The sequence below is a fragment of the Pseudarthrobacter humi genome (genome assembly GCF_024294965.1).
Lineage (GTDB): Bacteria > Actinomycetota > Actinomycetes > Actinomycetales > Micrococcaceae > Arthrobacter > Arthrobacter humi.
The window spans coordinates 1-18,670 of sequence record NZ_JANCLV010000026.1; the positions used below are offsets into that span (position 1 = coordinate 1).

Here is an 18,670-nt window from a genome sequence, read left to right on the forward strand (position 1 = left end):
GAAAGCTCCATGGCTCACAGTGCCGGGCCAGCAGATACCGCCCCGGCAGACGCGCCGCTATGCGGGCATTCTCAAATGATTCTTCGATAGCAGCTACGCGGGCATCTTTGATGAGTCAACGCGAGGTCTTGACGCCGCTCCCAGACCCTTCTAGAATTTCCACATAACAATAAAAATTTTCCGAAGTACGGAAAAGCCGACAGCAAGAACGAGGAGGAACAGATGGACTCGAAGGATAAGAACAACGTCGTGGATTTCCCGGCCCCCGGCCAGGAGCTGTACCTGCCGTTCGGCGCCACGGATCCCGACTTCTACATTCCGGCCGACTGTGACCGTGCAGGCGGGTTCTCCCGCTGGATGCGCGCGCTCCCGGTATTCGGCCGGCAGCGTCCCTGACAGCTCCATCCCCAGCAGCCCCCGCTCCTCGCAAGCTCGGACGGGGAACCCTGCGGGAGTGGGCCCTGTTCAGGGCGGACTCTGCGCAACAGAGCCAACGGGCGGGTGGCACCTGGGAGGTGCCACCCGCTTTTGCGTGCCCGGCCGTTCACGAGCCTCCGCACCTGCGCCGATTCGATGGTTCCCTGCGCGCTCGATGGCTCGAACCGTCGTGTGCGCAGGGAACCATCGATCCGGCGTTATCCACATAGGACGAACTCCGGCTGTCGTCGCCTAGTGGTGCCGTCCGAGGCTTGACCCATGACGAACAACGCGCAGTTGACGATGCCGCCGGGTGGCATGCTGCCCACCGGAATGGACCTGTGGCGCACCGGCGAGCTGCAGGAATCCGGGCTCAATGCCCGCAAAGTATCGGCTTTGGTGCGGGCCGGCGACTTGGTCCGGCTCCGCCGAGGCTGTTACATCCGCGGCAGCACATGGGCGGGCCAAAAACCTTGGGTGCGCAGCCGGCAACTGATCGCCGCGCACGCCCACGGAACGCTCACGACGTCGGGCGGCGGCTTCGTCTACAGCCACACCTCGGCGGCCCGCCTCCACCGGTTGTACCTGTGGGACGTTGACGATTGTGTGCACGTCACCCAGGAGTCGGCTCCTTCGCGCACGTCCCATGGCCGCGACGTAGTTGCCCACACCAGGTCGCTGCAGACAGCGGACGTTGTCTTCGTGGACGGCATGCCCAGCACTTCACTGGAGCGCACCGTGGTGGATTGCTGCCTCATGCTGACCTACCGGCAGGCCTTGGTGCTCATGGATCATGCCCTCAGGATGGGCGCTGATCTGGCGGAAATCCGTCTGATGAGTGCTTCGTTGGCGGGACGCAACGGCGTACGGACGCTGCGTCGCGCCCTTGAGAACGCCGACGCGCGGTCGGAGTCACCGGGTGAGACGCTGACGCGGGATTTAGTTCACCGGCTCTGCATTGAACCGCCCGAGCTCCAGGTGGTCGTATGGTCGCCGGGAGGCAAGCACCGGCTGGACTTCGCTTGGCGGGAGAAGAAGGTTGCGCTGGAATTCGACGGCAGGGTGAAGTACTTCGACTACGAGCCCACCGACGAGGTCATCTACAAGGAGCGGCAACGGGAAAAGGCGCTGACCGAGGAGGGGTGGACGTTCATCCGGATCAAGTGGCGAGACCTGTTCCAGGAACACGAGTTCAAGATGCGCGTCCTGCGGGCCCTCCGAAATGCAGGCTAGCCATGGCCAATTCGATGGTTCCCTGCATACTCGATGGTTCGAACCATCGTCTGCGCAGGGAACCATCGAAACGGCGGATGGGGAGTCGGCAGGCGAGCCGGGGCGGAGTGCCTAGCCGTTCACGAGCTTCCGCGCCGCAGCAGAGTGCTCCGCCATGAGCCCGGCGACGTCCAGGCCCGGGATCTGACCGTCCACCACGCGCCATTGCCCGCCCACCATCACCCGGTCCGCGCGGTCGGCGCCGCACAGCAGCAGTGCCGCAAGGGGGTCGTGGCTCCCGGAGAAGCGCAGGTCGTCGAGGCGGAAGAGTGCCAGGTCGGCCTGCATCCCCGGCGCCAGTTGACCAATATCGGAGCGCCCCAGCACGGCTGCCGAGCCCCTCGTCGCCCAGCCGAGGGCGCGCTCCACCGGCACGTCCGCGCCGTAGCGCAGCCGCTGCAGGTAGAGCGCCTGCCGGGCTTCCAGGATCATGTTGGAGGCATCGTTCGACGCCGATCCGTCCACACCCAGCCCCACGGGGACCCCGGCTGCCTCGAGTTCCAGCACGCGTGCGGTGCCTGACGCAAGCCGCATGTTCGACGTCGGGCAGTGCGCGACGGCGGTGCCGGCGGCTCCCAGCCGGGCGATCTCGTCGTCGTTGAAGTGGATGCCGTGGCCCAGCCAGGTGCGGTTGCCCAGCCAGCCGACGCTCTCCAGATAGTCCACGGTCCGCAGGCCGAACATCGAGCGGCAGTAGTCTTCCTCGGCGATGGTCTCAGCGAGGTGCGTGTGCAGCCGGACATCCAGCCGCTCTGCCATCAAGGCGCTCTCGGCCATGATTTCCTTGGTCACCGAGAACGGCGAACACGGTGCCAGCGCAATCTGGATGACGGCACCGTCGCCGCGCTCGTGGTACTTCGCAATGAGGCGTTCGCTGTCCGCCAGGATGACCTCCGGCCGCTGCACCGTGGACTGCGGCGGCAGGCCGCCGTCGTCCGTTCCCAAAGTCATGGAGCCGCGCGTGAGGGTGGCCCGCATGCCCAGTTCGCGTACGACGCCGACCTCCACGTCGATCGCGTCCTCAAGTCCCGCGGGGAACAGGTAGTGGTGGTCGGCTGCCGTGGTGCAGCCGGAGAGCAGCAGCTCGGCCAAGGCCACCTTCACCGCGAGTTCCAGGCTGTCCGGAGTCAGGCGCGCCCAGACCGGGTAGAGGTTCTGCAGCCAGGGGAACAGCGGCGCGTTGGCCACCGGACCCCAGGCGCGCGTGAGGGTTTGGTAGAAGTGGTGGTGCGTATTGATCGGGCCCGGCATCAGGACATGTGCGGAAGCATCGAAGACGGCGGAGCAGGGTGCGGACGGCTGCCCGCCGGCCGGAACCAGCTCGGCGATGATGCCGCCGCTGACCACGATGCCGCCGCCGGCGTCGAGTCCGTTGGCGGTGAAAACGGCGAGCGGGTTCCTGATCCAGAGCCTGGACGGGGATGGGACGGCGGATGGGACCGGGACCGGGGCCGGGGTATGCGGGTGGGCCATGGATGGCTCCTTGTCTGGTCGGCAATAAATGCGTTCCAGCTCAGTTAGTCCCTGTCTGCTGATCCAGGTGGCGCCAGCCTAGGGTGCTGCAGCGACGGACGTCAATGCAACGCGGGGTCACATCCGGCCCGTTCCGCGCCTCCGGATGGGCAAGATGTGACCCCGCGTTGCCATGCAATTTCACATCACGAAATTAAGTTTCCAGAAACTATGGCGCTGCTCACACATCCGGTGCTAATCTCGATCTTGCCAAAGGCGGGCACCCGGACTCCGGGAAGCTATCTACCAGGCGAACCTTCAAAAGCACATGCTGAAGCCTGGTAGCCGTATCACTGGCGCGTCCCCGTCGGGTTACTGGGCTTCCTTGCCACTAAGGAAGTCGCAAAATGAGTACAACCGTCACGGCCGAACATTTTCTGGCCACCTCCATCAAACTGGCAACAGCCAACGTCCTGGACAGCGGCGGCCCGTTCGGCGCCGTCGTTGTTACCGCGGACGGCCACGCCTTCGAAGGCGTCAACCGGGTCACCGCCACGAACGACCCCACGGCCCACGCCGAGGTCACCGCCATCCGCAATGCCTGCCGCGAACTCGGCACCTTCGATCTCAGCGGAGCCACCCTCTACACGAGCTGCGAGCCTTGCCCCATGTGCCTGGCCTCGGCCCTGTGGGCACGGATCGGCAACGTGGTCTTCGCCGCTGACCGGCACGATGCGGCCTCCGTGGGCTTCGACGACGCGGTCTTCTACGAGTACTTCGAGAACAAGGACCGGGATGCACTGATGCCGGTCGCCAAGCTGGAACTGGGCGACCCCCAGGCTCCCGCCATCCTGGAACCGTTCAACACCTGGAACACGCTCGATTCCAGGATTGACTACTAGGATCCGGTGGCTGACATGACAATCCTGGACCCCGCAGAAATGCGAACCGCAGCTGAAAAGCAGGCTGCGCCCGAAGGCGCAGAGCACACGGCGGCACCCCGGCCCCCGGCGTCGAAATCCTTCCTGGATAGTTTCTTCCAGATCACCAAGCGTGGCTCCACGCTGGCCCGCGAATTCCGCGGCGGCATTGTCACGTTCTTCACGATGGCCTACATCGTGATCCTCAACCCGCTGATCCTGGGCGGTTTCTCGGCCGAGAACGCCGCCACGGACGTCGCCGGCGGCTGGCTCTCGGCGGCGCAGGTGGGGGCAGTTACCGGGCTCACCGCCGGCGTCATGACCATCGTGTTCGGCCTCGTCGCCAACCTGCCGTTCGGGCTCGCAGCGGGCCTGGGCATCAACTCGTTCCTGGCAGTGGCCGTCATCCAGGACGTGACCTGGCCCGAAGCCATGGGCCTGGTGGTCATCAACGGTGTCCTGATTGTCCTCTTCGGCGCCACGGGTGCCCGGACGGCGATCTTCAAGGCAGTCCCCAAGGAACTCAAGGCTGCCATCACCGTCGGCATTGGCCTGTTTATCGCCTTCATCGGCTTTGTGGATTCCGGTTTCGTCCGCCCCACCAAAGGCGGCCCGCCGGTCCAGCTCGGCAACGACGGCTCCATCACCTCCATCCCCACCCTCGTATTCATCGTCGGCCTGCTCGTCATGGGAATCCTCGTGGCCCGCAGGATCCAGGGCGGCCTCCTGATCGGCATCGTCGCCACCACAGCCCTCGCCGCCGTCGTCGAGGCCACCATGCATATCGGTCCCGGCAGCGCCGACAACCCCGGCGGCTGGCACCTCAACGTGCCCGTGCTCGCCGGCCAGCTGGTCGCCGCCCCGGACTTCAGCCTGGTGGGCCAGTTCGATCTCTTCGGCTCGTTCTCAAGGATCGGCGGCCTGGCCGCAACCATGCTGGTGTTCACCCTGGTGTTCACCAACTTCTTCGACGCCATGGGCACCATGACCGGGCTGGCCAAGAGCGCCGGAGTGGCGCACAAGGACGGCACGTTCCCCAGACTGAAGTCCGCCTTCATCGTCGAAGGCATGGGCGCAGTGGTGGGCGGCGGAACGTCTGGCTCGTCCAACACCGTCTATATCGATTCCGCGGCAGGCATCGGCGAAGGTGCCCGTACCGGCCTGGCCTCCGTGGTCACCGGCGCGCTGTTCCTGGGCTCGATGTTCTTTACGCCGCTGACCTCGGTGGTGCCGCTCGAAGTGGCGGCTGCCGCCCTGGTGGTCGTGGGCGCCATGATGATGGCACAGATCCGCGAGATCAAGTTCAGCAAGTTCTCGATCGCACTGCCGGCCTTCCTGACCATCATCACCATGCCGCTGACCTACTCGATCGCCAACGGCATCGGCGTCGGATTCATCTCCTTCGCGGTCATCAGCGCGGCGTCCGGCCGTGCCAGCAAGGTCCATCCGCTCATGTGGGTGGTCACCGCGGGCTTCATCATCTACTTCGCCCGCGGGCCGATCAACGCCCTGCTGGGTGCGTAGGCCCCCGGCGTAACCGCCCATTCGGGCGCCTTGAACGGCGGTCCATCCGTACCCACCGCATCGAGTAGGCGTCCGCCGCCGTGGTCCGCAGCACCGGAACCCACGACGGCGGGCGGCGGTGGGGTGCGGCTGCGCCGTCACGGACCGGGGCGGGATGAGAGGCCCCGCCCCGGTCCCCTCAAACAACTCCGCTGACTTTCCCTCTACACCAGCAAGGAATGAGATTATGAGGCAAGACCGTGCTCTGTTCCGGACAGGTTTCCCGTCCGGGACCCCAGTGGTAAAGGACGTGTTGCCATGCTGGACCTAATACCTTCACTGGGAGGCTGGCGGCCCGCGGTCTCCGGCCAGCGCTGCGCCGTCGCCACCATTGTGGCCGCGGGCGGCTCCGTGCCCCGGCCCCTCGGTACCTCCATGCTTGTGTCTGAACACGGGGACGTCCTGGGCAGCCTCTCCGGCGGCTGCGTGGAGGGCGCCGTGGTGGACGCCGCCCTTGCCGTAATGCGCGACGGCGGCAGCCGCCTTGAGTCGTTCGGCTACAGTGCCGAGGACGCGTTCGCCGTCGGACTCTCCTGTGGAGGAGAGCTGGAGGTCCACATCCAGCCGCTCGGATCCTCGGTGGAGGCCATGGACTTCGCCATGCTGGACAGCCTGGCGGGCCGCCACTCCACCACTGCCCTGGCGCTGATCCGCCGGCTCGACGCCGGCGGGGGAGCCGTCGTCGTGCAGGATCCTGTGCGGTTCCGTGCCATGGAGTCCCCGGAACTTGCCCGGCTGGTGGGTGACCATCCCGCCACTGTTTACGCGGCAGCCGCCCAGCTCGAGCCGCTGCTCCAAGGCGGCCGCGCGGGCCTCATCCGGCTTGCACCTCCGGTGGGCTGCACCGGCGGCTCGGAGGAAACACACCCCGAACCCATCACCCTGTTCGTGGAAAGCCGGCTCCCCGCCGCGCGCATGCTGGTCTTCGGCGCCAACGACTTCGGCGCCGCGCTGCTCCCGGCCGGGAAACTGCTGGGCTATGACGTCACCTTGTGTGATGCCCGGCCGGCTTTTTCGAGCCAGGGCCGCTTCCTCGCCGCCGACCAGGTCGTCACGGACTGGCCGCACCGCTACCTTGCCGCAGAAGCAGCCGCAGGACGGGTGGACGGCCGCACCGTGGTGTGCGTGCTGACCCACGACCCGAAGTTCGACATCCCGCTGCTGGAAACCGCGCTCGCCCTGGGCCTCGCCTATGTGGGCGCCATGGGTTCGCGGCGCAGCCACCGCCAGCGGATCGACGCGCTGCTCGCGGACGGCACGCCCGCCGAAGCGTTGGAGCGGCTCCATTCGCCCATCGGACTCGACCTGGGCGCCGTCACGCCCGCCGAGGTCGCGGTGTCCATTACGGCCGAGATCATCGCCTCCCGTGGCCGGGCCGGACGGGGCAGCACCACGCCGGCGCCGCTCAAGGCATCCTCGCTCAAGGACGGCAGCGGCCCCATCCACCCCACATCGACACCCCGCACGCACAAACCCCGCACGCACGAAGCCCGCCAGGAGGACCCGTGGACATGAACACCATCGAGGCCGTCGTCCCCACGACGGACCCCGCCGAATGGCGCGACGGCGATGCCTGGCTGGCCGGCGGCACGGTGCTGTTCTCCTACGGGAGCACCGTCCTGAAGCGGCTGCTGGACCTTGGCGAAGCGGGATGGCCTGCCGTGACCGTGAGCGATGCCGGGATTGAACTGGCCGCCACGTGCACCGTTGCGGAGCTCTACGCCCTGCCGGGTTCGGACGACGTGGCCGGCAGGAAATGGCCGGGCCTGGACCTGTTCCGTCCGTGCTGCGACTCCTTCGTGGCATCGTTCAAGGTCTGGAACATGTCCACCGTGGGCGGCAACCTGTGCACCTCGCTCCCGGCCGGGCCCATGATCTCGCTCAGCGCCGGGCTGGACGCCACCGCCACCATCCTCGGCCCCGGCGGCAGCAGCCGCACGGTCCCGGTCGCCACGTTCATCACCGGGGACGGGCAAAACAGCCTGGCACCCGGCGAGCTCCTGCGCAGCATCCACCTGCCGGCGTCGGCCTTGTCCGCGAATGTGGCCTTCCGTCGGCTCTCGCTCAGCAACCTCGGCCGTTCCGGGGTGCTGCTGATCGGCCGGCGGGACGCCGACGGCGGCCTGGTCATCACCGTCACCGCCGCCACCAAACGCCCCGTGCAGCTGCGCTTCACCGCTGCCACGATGGCTGGCCCGGCGGCCCTGGCGGCCGCCGTCGGGAAGGCCATTCCCGCGGAGCTGTACCACAACGACATCCACGGGCTGCCCGAGTGGCGCCGGGACATGACCCTCCGGCTTGCCGAGGAGATCCGTGCGGAACTGCTGGAGGAACGGCTCACCGTGTCAGGCGATTTCTGGACGGGCCGGCCGCACGCCACCTCGCCGCAGCCGAGCGCGCAACCCGAAACAACCGCGCAACCCGAAACAGCACAGAACCAGCAGCAGAAGGAGGCCTGAGCATGGCAATCGAAATCAACGGCACCGCCGCCCCGGCCACACCCCGCCCCGGCCAGTGCCTGCGCACGTTCCTGCGCGAACAGGGCAACTTCGGCGTCAAGAAAGGCTGCGACGGCGGCGACTGCGGTGCCTGCACCGTCCACGTGGACGGCACCCCCGTGCACAGCTGCATCTACCCGGCCGTCCGCGCGGAGGGCAAGGCCGTCACCACCATCGAAGGACTCGCCGGGACGTCCGGTGCAACGGGCGGTGCACTGCACCCCGTGCAGGAGCAGTTCCTGGCCGAACAGGGTTTCCAGTGCGGCTTCTGCACCGCCGGCATGATGATGACCGCAGCCACCTTCGACGACGAACAGAAAGCCAATCTGCCCCGCAGCCTCAAAGGCAACCTCTGCCGCTGCACCGGCTACCGTTCCATCGCGGACGCCGTGTGCGGGATCCGCGATAAGCACAATCACGACGACGACGGCGGCGCGGCGGCTGGCGCCGACCGTCCAGCTTCCGCAGCCACTGCCACCGGCGCCGCCGGCACTAGGGCAGCCATGGCCGGGCAGCTGGGCGACAACGTTCCCGCCCCGGCGGGCCTCGCCGTCGTCACCGGAACCGCCCGCTACACCCTGGATGTCCCGGCTGACGAGCTGGAAGGCCTGCTGCACCTGAAGCTGCTCCGCTCACCCCACGCGCACGCCCGGATTGTCTCCATCGACAGGACGGCCGCGCTCCAGGTGCCCGGCGTCGTCGCAGTCTTCACCCACGAGGACGCTCCGGCCCAGCACTTCTCCACCGCCCAGCACGAGCTGTACACGGACGATCCCGACGACACCCGCGTCCTCGATGACGTGGTGCGGTTCATCGGCCAGCGAGTTGCCGCCGTCGTTGCCGAATCCGTGAGCGCCGCCGAGGCCGGGGCCCGCGCCCTGCAGGTGGAATACGAGCTGCTGGACACCGTCTTCAGCCCGCAGGACGCCATGCTCCCCGGCGCCCCGGCACTGCACGGGGACAAGGACGCCGTTAAGGCCCGGATCTCGCGGCCGCGGCAGAACGTTGTGGCCGAGCTGCACTCGGAGCTGGGCAGTGTGGCGGACGGTTTCGCCGCTGCCGACTTCATCCATGAGCACACCTACCGGACGCAGCGTGTGCAGCACGTCGCCCTGGAAACGCACTGCTCCATCGCCTGGCTCGACGAGGAAGACCGCCTCGTGGTCCGCACCTCCAGCCAGGTCCCGTTCCTGGTCCGGCGCACGCTGGGCCGGGTGTTCGATCTTCCCGAGGACCGCATCCGCGTGGTGGCCGGCCGAGTGGGCGGCGGTTTCGGCGGCAAGCAGGAAGTGCTCACCGAGGACCTCGTAGCCCTCGCAGCGCTCACGCTGCGCCGGCCCGTGCAGGTGGAGTTCACGCGCACGGAGCAGTTCACCGCCACCACCACGCGGCACCCCTTCACCATCAAACTCAAGGCGGGTGCCAGCAAGGACGGCCTCCTCACCGCGCTGCAGCTGGACGTGGTCACCAACACCGGCGCGTACGGCAACCACGCACCCGGCGTGATGTTCCACGGCTGCGGCGAATCGCTGGCCGTGTACAAGTGCGCGAACAAGAAAGTGGACGCGCATGCCGTCTACACCAACACCGTGCCGGCCGGGGCGTTCCGGGGCTACGGGCTGAGCCAGACGATCTTCGCGATCGAGTCGGCCATCGATGAACTGGCTGTCGGCATCGGCATGGATCCCCTGGAATTCCGGCGCCGGAACATGGTGCGCGAGGGCGATGACATGCTCTCCACCAACCCTGAGCCCGAAGAGGACGTCCACTACGGCAGCTACGGCCTGGACCAGTGCATCTCCCTGGTGCGTGATGCCCTGGACCGCGGCAGGCAGCGCTACCGAGATGCCGGGCTCGATGACCTCGGGCAGGACTGGGTTACCGGCGAGGGTGCCGCGCTGTCCATGATCGACACCGTCCCGCCCCGCGGACACTTCGCCCACACCCGCGTGAGGCTGCTTCCGGACGGCACGTTCGCGGCCGACGTCGGGACTGCCGAATTCGGGAACGGCACCACCACGGTGCACGCGCAGCTGGCCGCGACGGCGCTCGCCACCACGGCAGCCAACGTGGCCGTGCGGCAGTCCGATACCGACCTCGTGGAGCACGACACCGGTGCGTTCGGTTCGGCCGGGACGGTGGTGGCCGGCAAGGCCACCCTGATGGCGGCCACCGAGCTGGCCTCCCGGATCGTCACCGTCGCTGCGGCGCTGACCGGCGTGCCGGAGACCGAGTGCGTGCTCGACGGCGGCGGCGTGGACTGTGCCGGACGGCGGGTTCCGCTCACCGACATCCACGACGCCGCACGGGGCCAGGGCGTGCAGCTCGCCGTCGAGGGCAGCTGGGACGGGACCCCGCGGTCGGTGGCGTTCAATGTCCACGGCTTCCGGGTGGCGGTCAACACCGGCACGGGCGAGCTGCGGATCCTGCAGAGTGTGCAGGCGGCCGACGCCGGCGTGGTGGTTAATCCGCGGCAGTGCCGCGGCCAGATCGAGGGAGGCATCGCGCAGGCGCTGGGCGCTGCACTGTATGAGGAGGTCCGGGTGGACGACGCCGGCCGTGTCACCACGGACATCCTGCGGCAGTACCACATCCCGTCCTTCGCGGACGTGCCGCGCAGCGAGGTCTACTTCGCCTCCACCAACGACCGGATGGGCCCGCTCGGGGCGAAATCCATGAGCGAAAGCCCGTTCAACCCGGTGGCCCCGGCCTTGGCCAATGCCATCCGGAATGCGACGGGGGTCCGGTTCGCGGAGCTGCCGATCGGGCGGGACAAGATCTACCTGGGTCTGAAGGAAGGAGGGCCCGTCCGCTCCCGCTGAGACCAACCATCTCTCCTAAGACCAACGCGGGGTCAGATACAGCCCATTTTGCGGGGTTTATCAGGCCGTATCTGACCCCGCGTTGCTGGCGAAGCAACCGTTTGTGACCGGCCGTGTTTCGGCGACCCCTTGACCGATGCGTGACCCAGGTCATACCGTTATTTCACTACTCGATACCTGTTTTTCGCATCGTGGAAAAAGCAACGACGCTTCTGCCGGTGGTTTCCGGCATAAATCCCACAGCGGAACACATGGAAGACATCTTCAAGAAGTGAGATCACGATGCAGACAACCCCGTTGGCCGGCGTTGAACCGGCACCTGAGGCAGCAGTTGACCTGGGCAAAGCAGCCCACCCCTCCGTGGGTGTCGACACCCTTTGCGATATAGCCAGCGCCGCCTCCGGCAGAACCATCAGCCCCACCCTCTACAACATCGACCTTGCCCCGACGAAGCGGGAAGGTCGCCGCTGGACCGGCTACAGCATCTTCACCCTGTGGGCCAACGACGTCCACAGCCTTGGCAACTACGCCTTCGCCATCGGACTTTTCGCCCTCGGGCTGGGCGGCTGGCAGATCCTCCTCGCTTTGGGAGTCGGCGCCGTCCTGCTGTTTGCGCTCCTCAGCCTGTCCGGCTTTATGGGCGTAAAAACCGGTGTCCCGTTCCCCGTCATGAGCCGGATCAGCTTCGGCATCAGGGGCGCCCAGATTGCCAGCCTCCTGCGCGGGGCAGTGGCCGTGGCCTGGTTCGGCATCCAGACGTACCTCGCGTCCGTGGTGCTCAGGGTCATGCTCGTCGCCATGGTTCCCTCGCTGCAGGAGCTCGACACCAACTCCATTCTCGGCCTGTCCACGCTGGGCTGGGCTTCGTTCGTATTCCTCTGGATCGTCCAGCTGGTCATCGTCAGCTTCGGCATGGAGATGATCCGCAAGTACGAGGCCTTCGCCGGCCCCATCATCCTGGTCACCATGGCGGCCATCGCCGTCTGGATCTTCGTCGAAGCCGGCGGCTCCATAGCCTGGGCCGGGGACAACGCCCTCGAAGGCGGCGACATGTGGCGCACCATCTTCGCCGGCGGTGCCCTGTGGGTGGCCATCTACGGAACGTTCGTCCTGAACTTCTGCGACTTCACCCGGTCCGCCGTCTCCAAGAAGGCCGTGGTGCGCGGCAACTTCTGGGGCATCCCCATCAACATGCTCCTCTTCGGCGCGATCGTTGTGGTGATGGCCGGTGGACAGTTCAAGATCAACGGCACTGTCATCCAGAGCCCGTCGGACATCGTCCAGACCATCCCGAACACGCTGTTCCTTGTCCTGGCCTGCCTTGCCCTGCTGATCCTGACCATCGCCGTGAACCTGATGGCCAACTTTGTGGCCCCCGTCTATGCGCTGACCAACCTCTTCCCGAAGCACCTGAACTTCCGCAAGGCGGCCTGGGTCAGCGGCACCATCGGCCTCATCATCCTGCCGTGGAACCTGTACAACAACCCGCTGGTCATCGTGTACTTCCTGGGCGGACTCGGAGCCCTGCTCGGCCCGCTGTTCGGCGTTGTCATGGCCGATTACTGGCTGCTGCGCCGCGGCAAGGTCAACGTGCTTGAGCTCTACTCCGAAGACCCGGCAGGTGCCTACTACTACAAAAAGGGCTATAACCCCCGGGCCATCATCGCCATGGTGCCTGCTGCCGCCATTGCACTCCTGATCGCCTTTGTTCCGGCACTGGAAGCGGCCGCCCCGTTCGCGTGGTTCGTCGCGGCCGGCATCGCCGCGGTGGTCTACTACGTCATCTCGGACCGCAGGCAGCGGCTCGAAGACGTCGACGGCGAATCCATCGCCGTCGCCAGCGCCCACTGACCCCCGCGCCAGCCAACCAGCCTGTCCCGAAATACCTTTCCCGAAAGAGGAAAAGCACCATGCGCATCCTTGTGGCCAACGTCAACACCACACAGTCCATGACCGATTCCATCGCCGCGCAGGCAAAACAGGCCGCGCTGCCGGACACGGAGATTGTGGGAATCACTCCGCGTTTCGGCGCAGACTCCTGCGAGGGAAACTTTGAGAGTTACCTCGCGGCGATCGCCGTGATGGACGCCGTCGTCAACTACCAGGAGCCGTTCGACGCCGTCATCCAGGCCGGTTACGGCGAGCACGGCCGCGAAGGGCTCCAGGAGCTCCTTGACGTTCCGGTAGTGGACATCACCGAGGCGGCCGCGAGCACCGCGATGTTCCTGGGCCACAAGTACTCCGTGGTCACCACCCTGGACCGGGCCGTGCCGCTGATCGAGGACCGGCTGAAGCTGGCCGGCCTCGACGCCCGGTGCGCCTCGGTCCGGGCCAGCGGCATGGCCGTCCTGGAACTGGAGGAGGAGCCGGAGCGCGCCGTGGAAGCCATCATCGAACAGGCGCTGCTGGCTGTCCGCGAGGACAAGGCGGAAGTCATTGTCCTGGGCTGCGGCGGCATGGCCGGTTTGGACGAGGAAATCCGGAAGCGTGCCGGCGTCCCTGTGGTGGACGGTGTGGCGGCTGCGGTCACCATCGCTGAATCGCTGGTGAGGCTGCGGCTGAGCACCTCAAAGGTCCGGACCTACGCCACCCCGCGGCCCAAGACCGTCATAGGCTGGCCCATAACGGCAGCGGACGTGCCCGCTGCGCCTTAGCCCGGCCATCAACAGCCCGGCCATCAACACGAGGAGCAACCCCATGACTGCAACCCACCGGCCCGTACAACCCCACCGGCCGGCACCGGTCGCCGTCGTGACCGGTGCCGGTTCCGGGATTGGCAGGGCGGTGGCGCGGCTCCTGCTGGCCGACGGGTACCGCGTGGTGTTGGCCGGCCGCCGTGAGGCTCCGCTGCTGGAGTCGGCGGCCGGCCACCGCCAGGCGCTGACGGTGCCCTGCGACGTAACAGTGCCCGACGACGTCGATCGCCTTTTCGCCGCGGCACTCGGCAAGTGGGGGAGGGTTGACGTCCTGTTCAACAACGCAGGCGTGTTCGGCCCGGCCGCGTCGGTGGATGAAATCAGCGTGGCCGACTGGGACGCGGTGGTGGCGGTGAACCTGACCGGCTCGATGCTGTGTGCCGCCGCGGCCGTCCGGGCCATGAAATCCCAGGAGCCGCAGGGCGGCCGCATCATCAACAACGGGTCCATTTCAGCGCATTCGCCGCGGCCGCGGACGGTGGCCTACACGGTCACCAAGCACGCCATGACGGGCCTGACCAAGAGCATCGAGCTGGACGGTAGGGATTTCGGCATCACCTGCGGCCAGATCGACATCGGCAACACGGCCACGGACATTATGGGCACCATCGGCGTTGACTCCGGCGCACTGCAGGCTGACGGCAGCCGCAGGGTGGAGCCCACGTTCCCGGTGCAGGACGCCGCGCGCGCCGTGCTCCTGATGGCGAGCATGCCGCCGTCGGCCAGTGTGGGCTCGGTGGTGATCACTGCTGCAGGCATGCCGTTCATCGGCCGGGGCTGACAAGAATAATCAAAACCTTTCCGCTGTGGAAGCGGACGTCCGCACGGGGGATTTCCCCGGGTGGGCGTCCGTTTCCGGGGCGGATTTTGTATGCTTCACCGCGGCCCCGCTGATCGTAGGCAACATCGTTCAGCCCGGTGCCGGGCTGAACATCGATCCCAGCACTCTCTCCCCGGAAGCGCTGACCGCCAAGACCGGCAATGCCGTGTCCAAGGAGGCCGCCCCGTCATCCTGGACGTCATCCTCACCAGCGTCATCGGCGCCTTCGCGAGCAACAGCCTGCTGCAGGTCCTGTTCTTCTCGGTCTTCTTCGGAGCAGCCATCGTCGTCATCGGACGCGAGCGCTGCATGCCGGTCGTCAGCCTCATGGAGACCCCGATTGGTGCTTTCGGTGCCATGGCCTTCATCATCGGCCAGTACGGGCTGGACACGCTCAGCACCTATGCGTTGCTCATTGCCGCCTGCTGCGGCGCGGTCATTGTCTTCATCGGCCTGCTGTTCCTCGTGGCCTTGGGCTTTGCCCGCGTCCCGCTCTGGCACTTCCGGAAGTACACCCGCGAGGAGTTCCTGCTGGCGCTCGGCACCGCCTCCACCGAGGCTGTGATGCCGCGCATCATGCCCAAGCTGACCAACGCCGGCTGCTCACGCGCCACCACGGGCCTGGTGGTGCCCACCGGCTATTCGTTCAATCTCGACGGCGCCGCGATCTACCTTTCGATCTCCCTGCTCTTCCTGGCACAGGCCTTTGGCCACAACCTGGACCTCGGCCAGCAGCTGGCCGCGCTCGGCGTCCTGCTGCTGACCTCCAAGGGCATGGCCGGTGTACCCGGTTCATCGTTCCTGGCTCTCTCCGCCACCGCCGCAGCGCTGGGGATCTTCCCGGTCGCCGGCGTGGCCCTGCTGCTCGGTGCCGACCGCCTCATGGACTCCATGCGGGTGGTGGTGAACCTCCTGGGCAACTGCGTCGCCACGTTCGTCGTCTCCAAGTGGGAGGGACAGTTCGACCGGAGCGTTATGGTCAGGGCGTTCAACGGCGAGATCACCAACCACGATTCCGCCATCATGCTTGGCGTCGAGGAAGAGTTCGAAGACCAGGAGCTTGAGCGGATCAGCGGCGGACAGTAGACCCAACACCCGGAACCCCGCCCCTGATCAGGGACGGGGTTCCTGGCGCCTGGAATTGACCACGCCCCTTCAACGTTGGAGTGTCGAACCGCCTCTGAGCTGGGGATTCGGCAAGAATTGGGGCTATGACCAAGAGAACTGTGCTTATCGGGGGACGCTTTTTCTTTGGCCTTCTGACGTTGGTGGCGGTGGGAACACAGATGACAGTTCATTTGGGCATGGGCTACGACGTCTGGAACTTCTTCAGCTACTTCACAAATTTGTCCAACATCTTCGCTGCGTTGGTGCTTCTCATCAGCGGCTACAGGGTGCTGACCCGCAAACGCCCCAGCGAAATCGACGACGTCACGCGCGGCACGGCAACCATTGCCATGGCCGTGGTGGGACTCGTATTCGGTGCGCTGCTCGCCGGGGAAGATCTCGGCTCGCTGCTGCCGTGGGTCAACTTCGTGGTGCACTACCTGATCCCGGTGGTCATGGTGGTGGACTGGCTCTTCCAACCGCCGCGGGCCACGCTCACGGTCAAGCACATCTGGTACTGGCTGCTCTACCCCGTCGGCTACCTGGTCTACAGCCTGGTCCGCGGGGCGTTGGTGAACTGGTACCCGTACTGGTTCGTCGACCCCGCTCGGGCAGGTGGCTGGGGCGGAGTGCTGGTGTTTGCCCTCGCCATTTCCGTCGGCTTCCTGGCAGTGAGCCTGGCGATGCTGTGGCTCGGCAACAAACTCAAGCGGCAGGTGGATTACTAGTCGAGGAGGTGCAGCTGACCGGGAGAGTCGAGGTCTTCACCGGAGGAGAGGTCACTGCAATCGATGAGATCTATCAGTTCGGCATGGGACTGCAGGAAATAGCGGGCCCCGGCGTCGCCCGTTGCTGTTTCCGTGGCCTCAGCGCGGAGGCTGGAATCCAGGAGCAGCGGGTGTCCCCGCTGGAGCTTTCCGTCGGTGCCACGGCGGGCGGCGGCCGTGACGCGGCCGGGCCGGTGGGCGGCCAGCAACCGGGCCACGGTCTCGGTAGTCAGGCCTGGCTGGTCCACGAGCGCGATGAGCACATGGTCCTCGGGGGCTGCGGCGGCAACTCCCACCCGGAACGAACTCCCCATTCCGCTGGCCCAGCCAGGGTTGTCGATGACCCGGTGCCGGCTGAGATCGGTGGCGGCGCGGACCGTTGCCGCTTCCGCTCCGAGCACCGTCACCACCTCCCGGCAGCCGCCTGCGAGCAACACGTCGGCCAGGACTTCAACGAGCGTACGGCCCTGGAACCGGAGTAACGCTTTGGGGCCGAGCCCCAGCCGCGTCCCGGCACCGGCGGCAAGCAGCACCGCCGTCGTACGTTGTTTGCCCAGGTCAGTCACGGTCCCAGCCTATTGCCCAGCTCCGCCCGCCGCCCCATGGGAGTTTTTGTCCAGATAATGACTTTGCCGCTTTCAAAGCGCATTATCTGGACAAAAACTCCAGTTGTCGAGGGGGGTCAGGCGTCGCCTCCGGTACCGCCGGTGGTCCCGGCGTTGACGTCCAGGAGTTTGTAGCGGTCCAGCGCGTAGGCGGGCACGCCGCCGTCCACCTCGCCGCGCGAAGCGAGCAGCTGCAGGGTCTTCACCACAATCGAGTGGGTGTCGTTCTTGAAGAAGCGGCGGGCTGCTGCGCGGGTGTCGGAGAAGCCGAAGCCGTCGGCTCCGAGCGTGGCGAACTGGTGCGGGAGGAACTGGCGGATCTGGTCCGGGACGGCCTTCATGTAGTCCGAGACTGCAACCACGGGTCCTGTGGCACCGGCAAGCTGCTGGGTCACAAACGGAACACGGGCAGGCTTGCCCGGGTTCAGGAAGGCCTCTTCCTCGGCGGCCATGCCGTCGCGGCGCAGTTCGTTCCAGGACGTGACGGACCAGACGTCGGCGGAGACGCCCCAGTCCTCGGCGAGGATCCGCTGGGCATCCAGGGCCCACGGGACGGAGACGCCGGAGGCCAGGATCTGGCTCTTTGGCCCTTCGATACCCGACGCCTGCACCCGGTAGATGCCTTTCAGCACACCGTTGACGTCGAGGTTCTCAGGTTCGGCCGGCTGGGAGATCGGCTCGTTGTAGACCGTGATGTAGTACATGAGGTTCTTATCGGATGCGGGTCCGGTTCCGTCGCCGCTTGCGGCCGGCCCGTACATGCGCTCGATGCCGTCCCGGATGATGTGGCCCATCTCGTACCCGTAGGCGGGGTCGTAGGTGAGGACGGCCGGGTTGGTGGAGGCCAGGATCGGGGAGTGGCCGTCGGCGTGCTGGAGGCCTTCGCCGGTCAGCGTGGTGCGGCCGGCGGTGGCGCCGATGATGAACCCGCGGGTCATCTGGTCCGCGGCTGCCCAGAAGGCGTCGCCGGTGCGCTGGAACCCGAACATGGAGTAGAACACGTACACCGGGATGAGCGGCTCGCCGTGGGTGGCGTAGGAAGTTCCCGCGGCAGTGAACGCTGCAACCGCGCCCGCTTCGTTGATGCCGGGGTGGATCAGCTGGCCCTGGGCCGATTCCTTGTACGCCAGGACCAGGTCCCGGTCCACGGACAGATAGGCCTGGCCGTCAGGGTTGTAGATCTTGGCCGTGGGGAAGAACGCGTCCATGCCGAAGGTCCGGGACTCATCCGGAACGATCGGGACAATGCGGTGTCCGAACTTCTTATCCCTGAGCAGGTCCTTGAGCAGGCGCACGAAGGTCATGGTGGTGGCCGCCTGCTGCTTCCCGGAACCGCGCTTGGCGACCTCGTAGGTCTTGGCGTCCGGCAGCTCCACGGGCGTGTGGTCAGGCCGGCGTTCGGGGACGAAACCGCCCAGGGCGCGGCGGCGTTCCATCAGGTACTGGATCTCGGGGGAGTCTACGCCGGGGTGGTAGTACGGGGGGGAATAGGGATCCGCTTCCAGTTGCGTATCGGTAATGGGGATCCGCAGGTAGTCCCGGAACTCCTTGAGGTCCTCGACGGTCAGTTTTTTCATCTGGTGTGTGGCATTCCTGCCTTCAAACCTCGGTCCGAGTCCGTAGCCCTTGACCGTTTTGGCCAGGATCACGGTGGGCTTGCCCTTGAATTCGGTGGCAGCCTTATACGCGGCGTAGACCTTGCGGTAGTCGTGGCCGCCGCGCTTGAGGTTC

General features: G+C 66.6%; 14 protein-coding genes and 1 pseudogene. 12 read left to right on the forward strand and 3 right to left on the reverse strand.

Annotated features, from left to right (window positions below; genetic code table 11):
- Positions 1-222: 222 nt before the first annotated feature.
- Both NFC73_RS20235 and NFC73_RS20240 read left to right on the forward strand, forming a co-directional pair.
- Positions 223-396 carry a hypothetical protein gene (locus NFC73_RS20235; protein WP_167349832.1) on the forward strand — a complete coding sequence of 58 codons (174 nt, stop codon included), beginning with the start codon at positions 223-225 and terminating at the stop codon, positions 394-396.
- 300 nt (positions 397-696) lie between these two features.
- Complete coding sequence (locus NFC73_RS20240) at positions 697-1,650, forward strand: type IV toxin-antitoxin system AbiEi family antitoxin domain-containing protein (protein WP_254753198.1); 954 nt, start codon at positions 697-699, stop codon at positions 1,648-1,650.
- A 111-nt stretch (positions 1,651-1,761) separates the two neighbouring features.
- Here the strand turns inward: NFC73_RS20240 and NFC73_RS20245 are convergent, their stop codons facing one another.
- Positions 1,762-3,162: an 8-oxoguanine deaminase gene (locus tag NFC73_RS20245; RefSeq protein WP_254753200.1), complete on the reverse strand. Its 1,401-nt coding sequence runs from the start codon at positions 3,160-3,162 to the stop codon at positions 1,762-1,764.
- A 386-nt stretch (positions 3,163-3,548) separates the two neighbouring features.
- Here NFC73_RS20245 and NFC73_RS20250 point away from each other — a divergent pair, with 386 nt between their 5' ends.
- The 10 genes and pseudogenes from NFC73_RS20250 to NFC73_RS20295 all read left to right on the forward strand — a co-directional run bounded on the left by NFC73_RS20250 (position 3,549) and on the right by NFC73_RS20295 (position 16,295).
- Positions 3,549-4,043, forward strand: coding sequence for a nucleoside deaminase (locus NFC73_RS20250; protein ID WP_254753202.1), 495 nt, complete (start codon positions 3,549-3,551; stop codon positions 4,041-4,043).
- A gap of 15 nt (positions 4,044-4,058) precedes the next feature.
- Entirely contained in the window at positions 4,059-5,585 is a 1,527-nt protein-coding gene (locus tag NFC73_RS20255) for an NCS2 family permease (protein ID WP_254753220.1), read from the forward strand.
- A gap of 297 nt (positions 5,586-5,882) precedes the next feature.
- Positions 5,883-7,139, forward strand: coding sequence for an XdhC family protein (locus NFC73_RS20260; RefSeq protein WP_254753204.1), 1,257 nt, complete (start codon positions 5,883-5,885; stop codon positions 7,137-7,139).
- Positions 7,130-8,083: an FAD binding domain-containing protein gene (locus NFC73_RS20265; RefSeq protein ID WP_254753206.1), complete on the forward strand. Its 954-nt coding sequence runs from the start codon at positions 7,130-7,132 to the stop codon at positions 8,081-8,083. The genes NFC73_RS20260 and NFC73_RS20265 overlap by 10 nt, the downstream gene beginning before the upstream one ends.
- Before the next feature lie 2 nt (positions 8,084-8,085).
- Positions 8,086-10,944, forward strand: coding sequence for a molybdopterin-dependent oxidoreductase (locus NFC73_RS20270; protein ID WP_254753208.1), 2,859 nt, complete (start codon positions 8,086-8,088; stop codon positions 10,942-10,944).
- A gap of 282 nt (positions 10,945-11,226) precedes the next feature.
- The gene (locus NFC73_RS20275) at positions 11,227-12,795 is read left to right on the forward strand and encodes an NCS1 family nucleobase:cation symporter-1 (protein WP_254753210.1); all 1,569 of its coding nucleotides are present in this window, start codon (positions 11,227-11,229) and stop codon (positions 12,793-12,795) included.
- Positions 12,796-12,854: 59 nt separating this feature from the next.
- A complete protein-coding gene (locus NFC73_RS20280) occupies positions 12,855-13,598 on the forward strand; it encodes an aspartate/glutamate racemase family protein (RefSeq protein ID WP_254753212.1) in 744 nt (247 codons plus the stop codon).
- Positions 13,599-13,641: 43 nt separating this feature from the next.
- Positions 13,642-14,421, forward strand: coding sequence for an SDR family oxidoreductase (locus NFC73_RS20285; RefSeq protein WP_254753214.1), 780 nt, complete (start codon positions 13,642-13,644; stop codon positions 14,419-14,421).
- 109 nt (positions 14,422-14,530) lie between these two features.
- Positions 14,531-15,546: pseudogene (locus tag NFC73_RS20290) on the forward strand (cation:dicarboxylate symporter family transporter); the annotation flags it as partial.
- Between the two features lie 125 nt (positions 15,547-15,671).
- Positions 15,672-16,295, forward strand: a complete 624-nt coding sequence (locus NFC73_RS20295; RefSeq protein WP_254753216.1) for a Pr6Pr family membrane protein — start codon at positions 15,672-15,674, stop codon at positions 16,293-16,295.
- Here the strand turns inward: NFC73_RS20295 and nboR are convergent.
- Both nboR and NFC73_RS20305 read right to left on the reverse strand, forming a co-directional pair.
- Positions 16,292-16,900, reverse strand: a complete 609-nt coding sequence (gene nboR / locus NFC73_RS20300) for a nicotine blue oxidoreductase (protein ID WP_254753218.1) — start codon at positions 16,898-16,900, stop codon at positions 16,292-16,294. The genes NFC73_RS20295 and nboR overlap by 4 nt on opposite strands.
- A 116-nt stretch (positions 16,901-17,016) precedes the next feature.
- A partial coding sequence (locus NFC73_RS20305) for a transketolase-like TK C-terminal-containing protein (RefSeq protein WP_443703145.1) occupies positions 17,017-18,670 on the reverse strand: 1,654 nt, incomplete at its 5' end.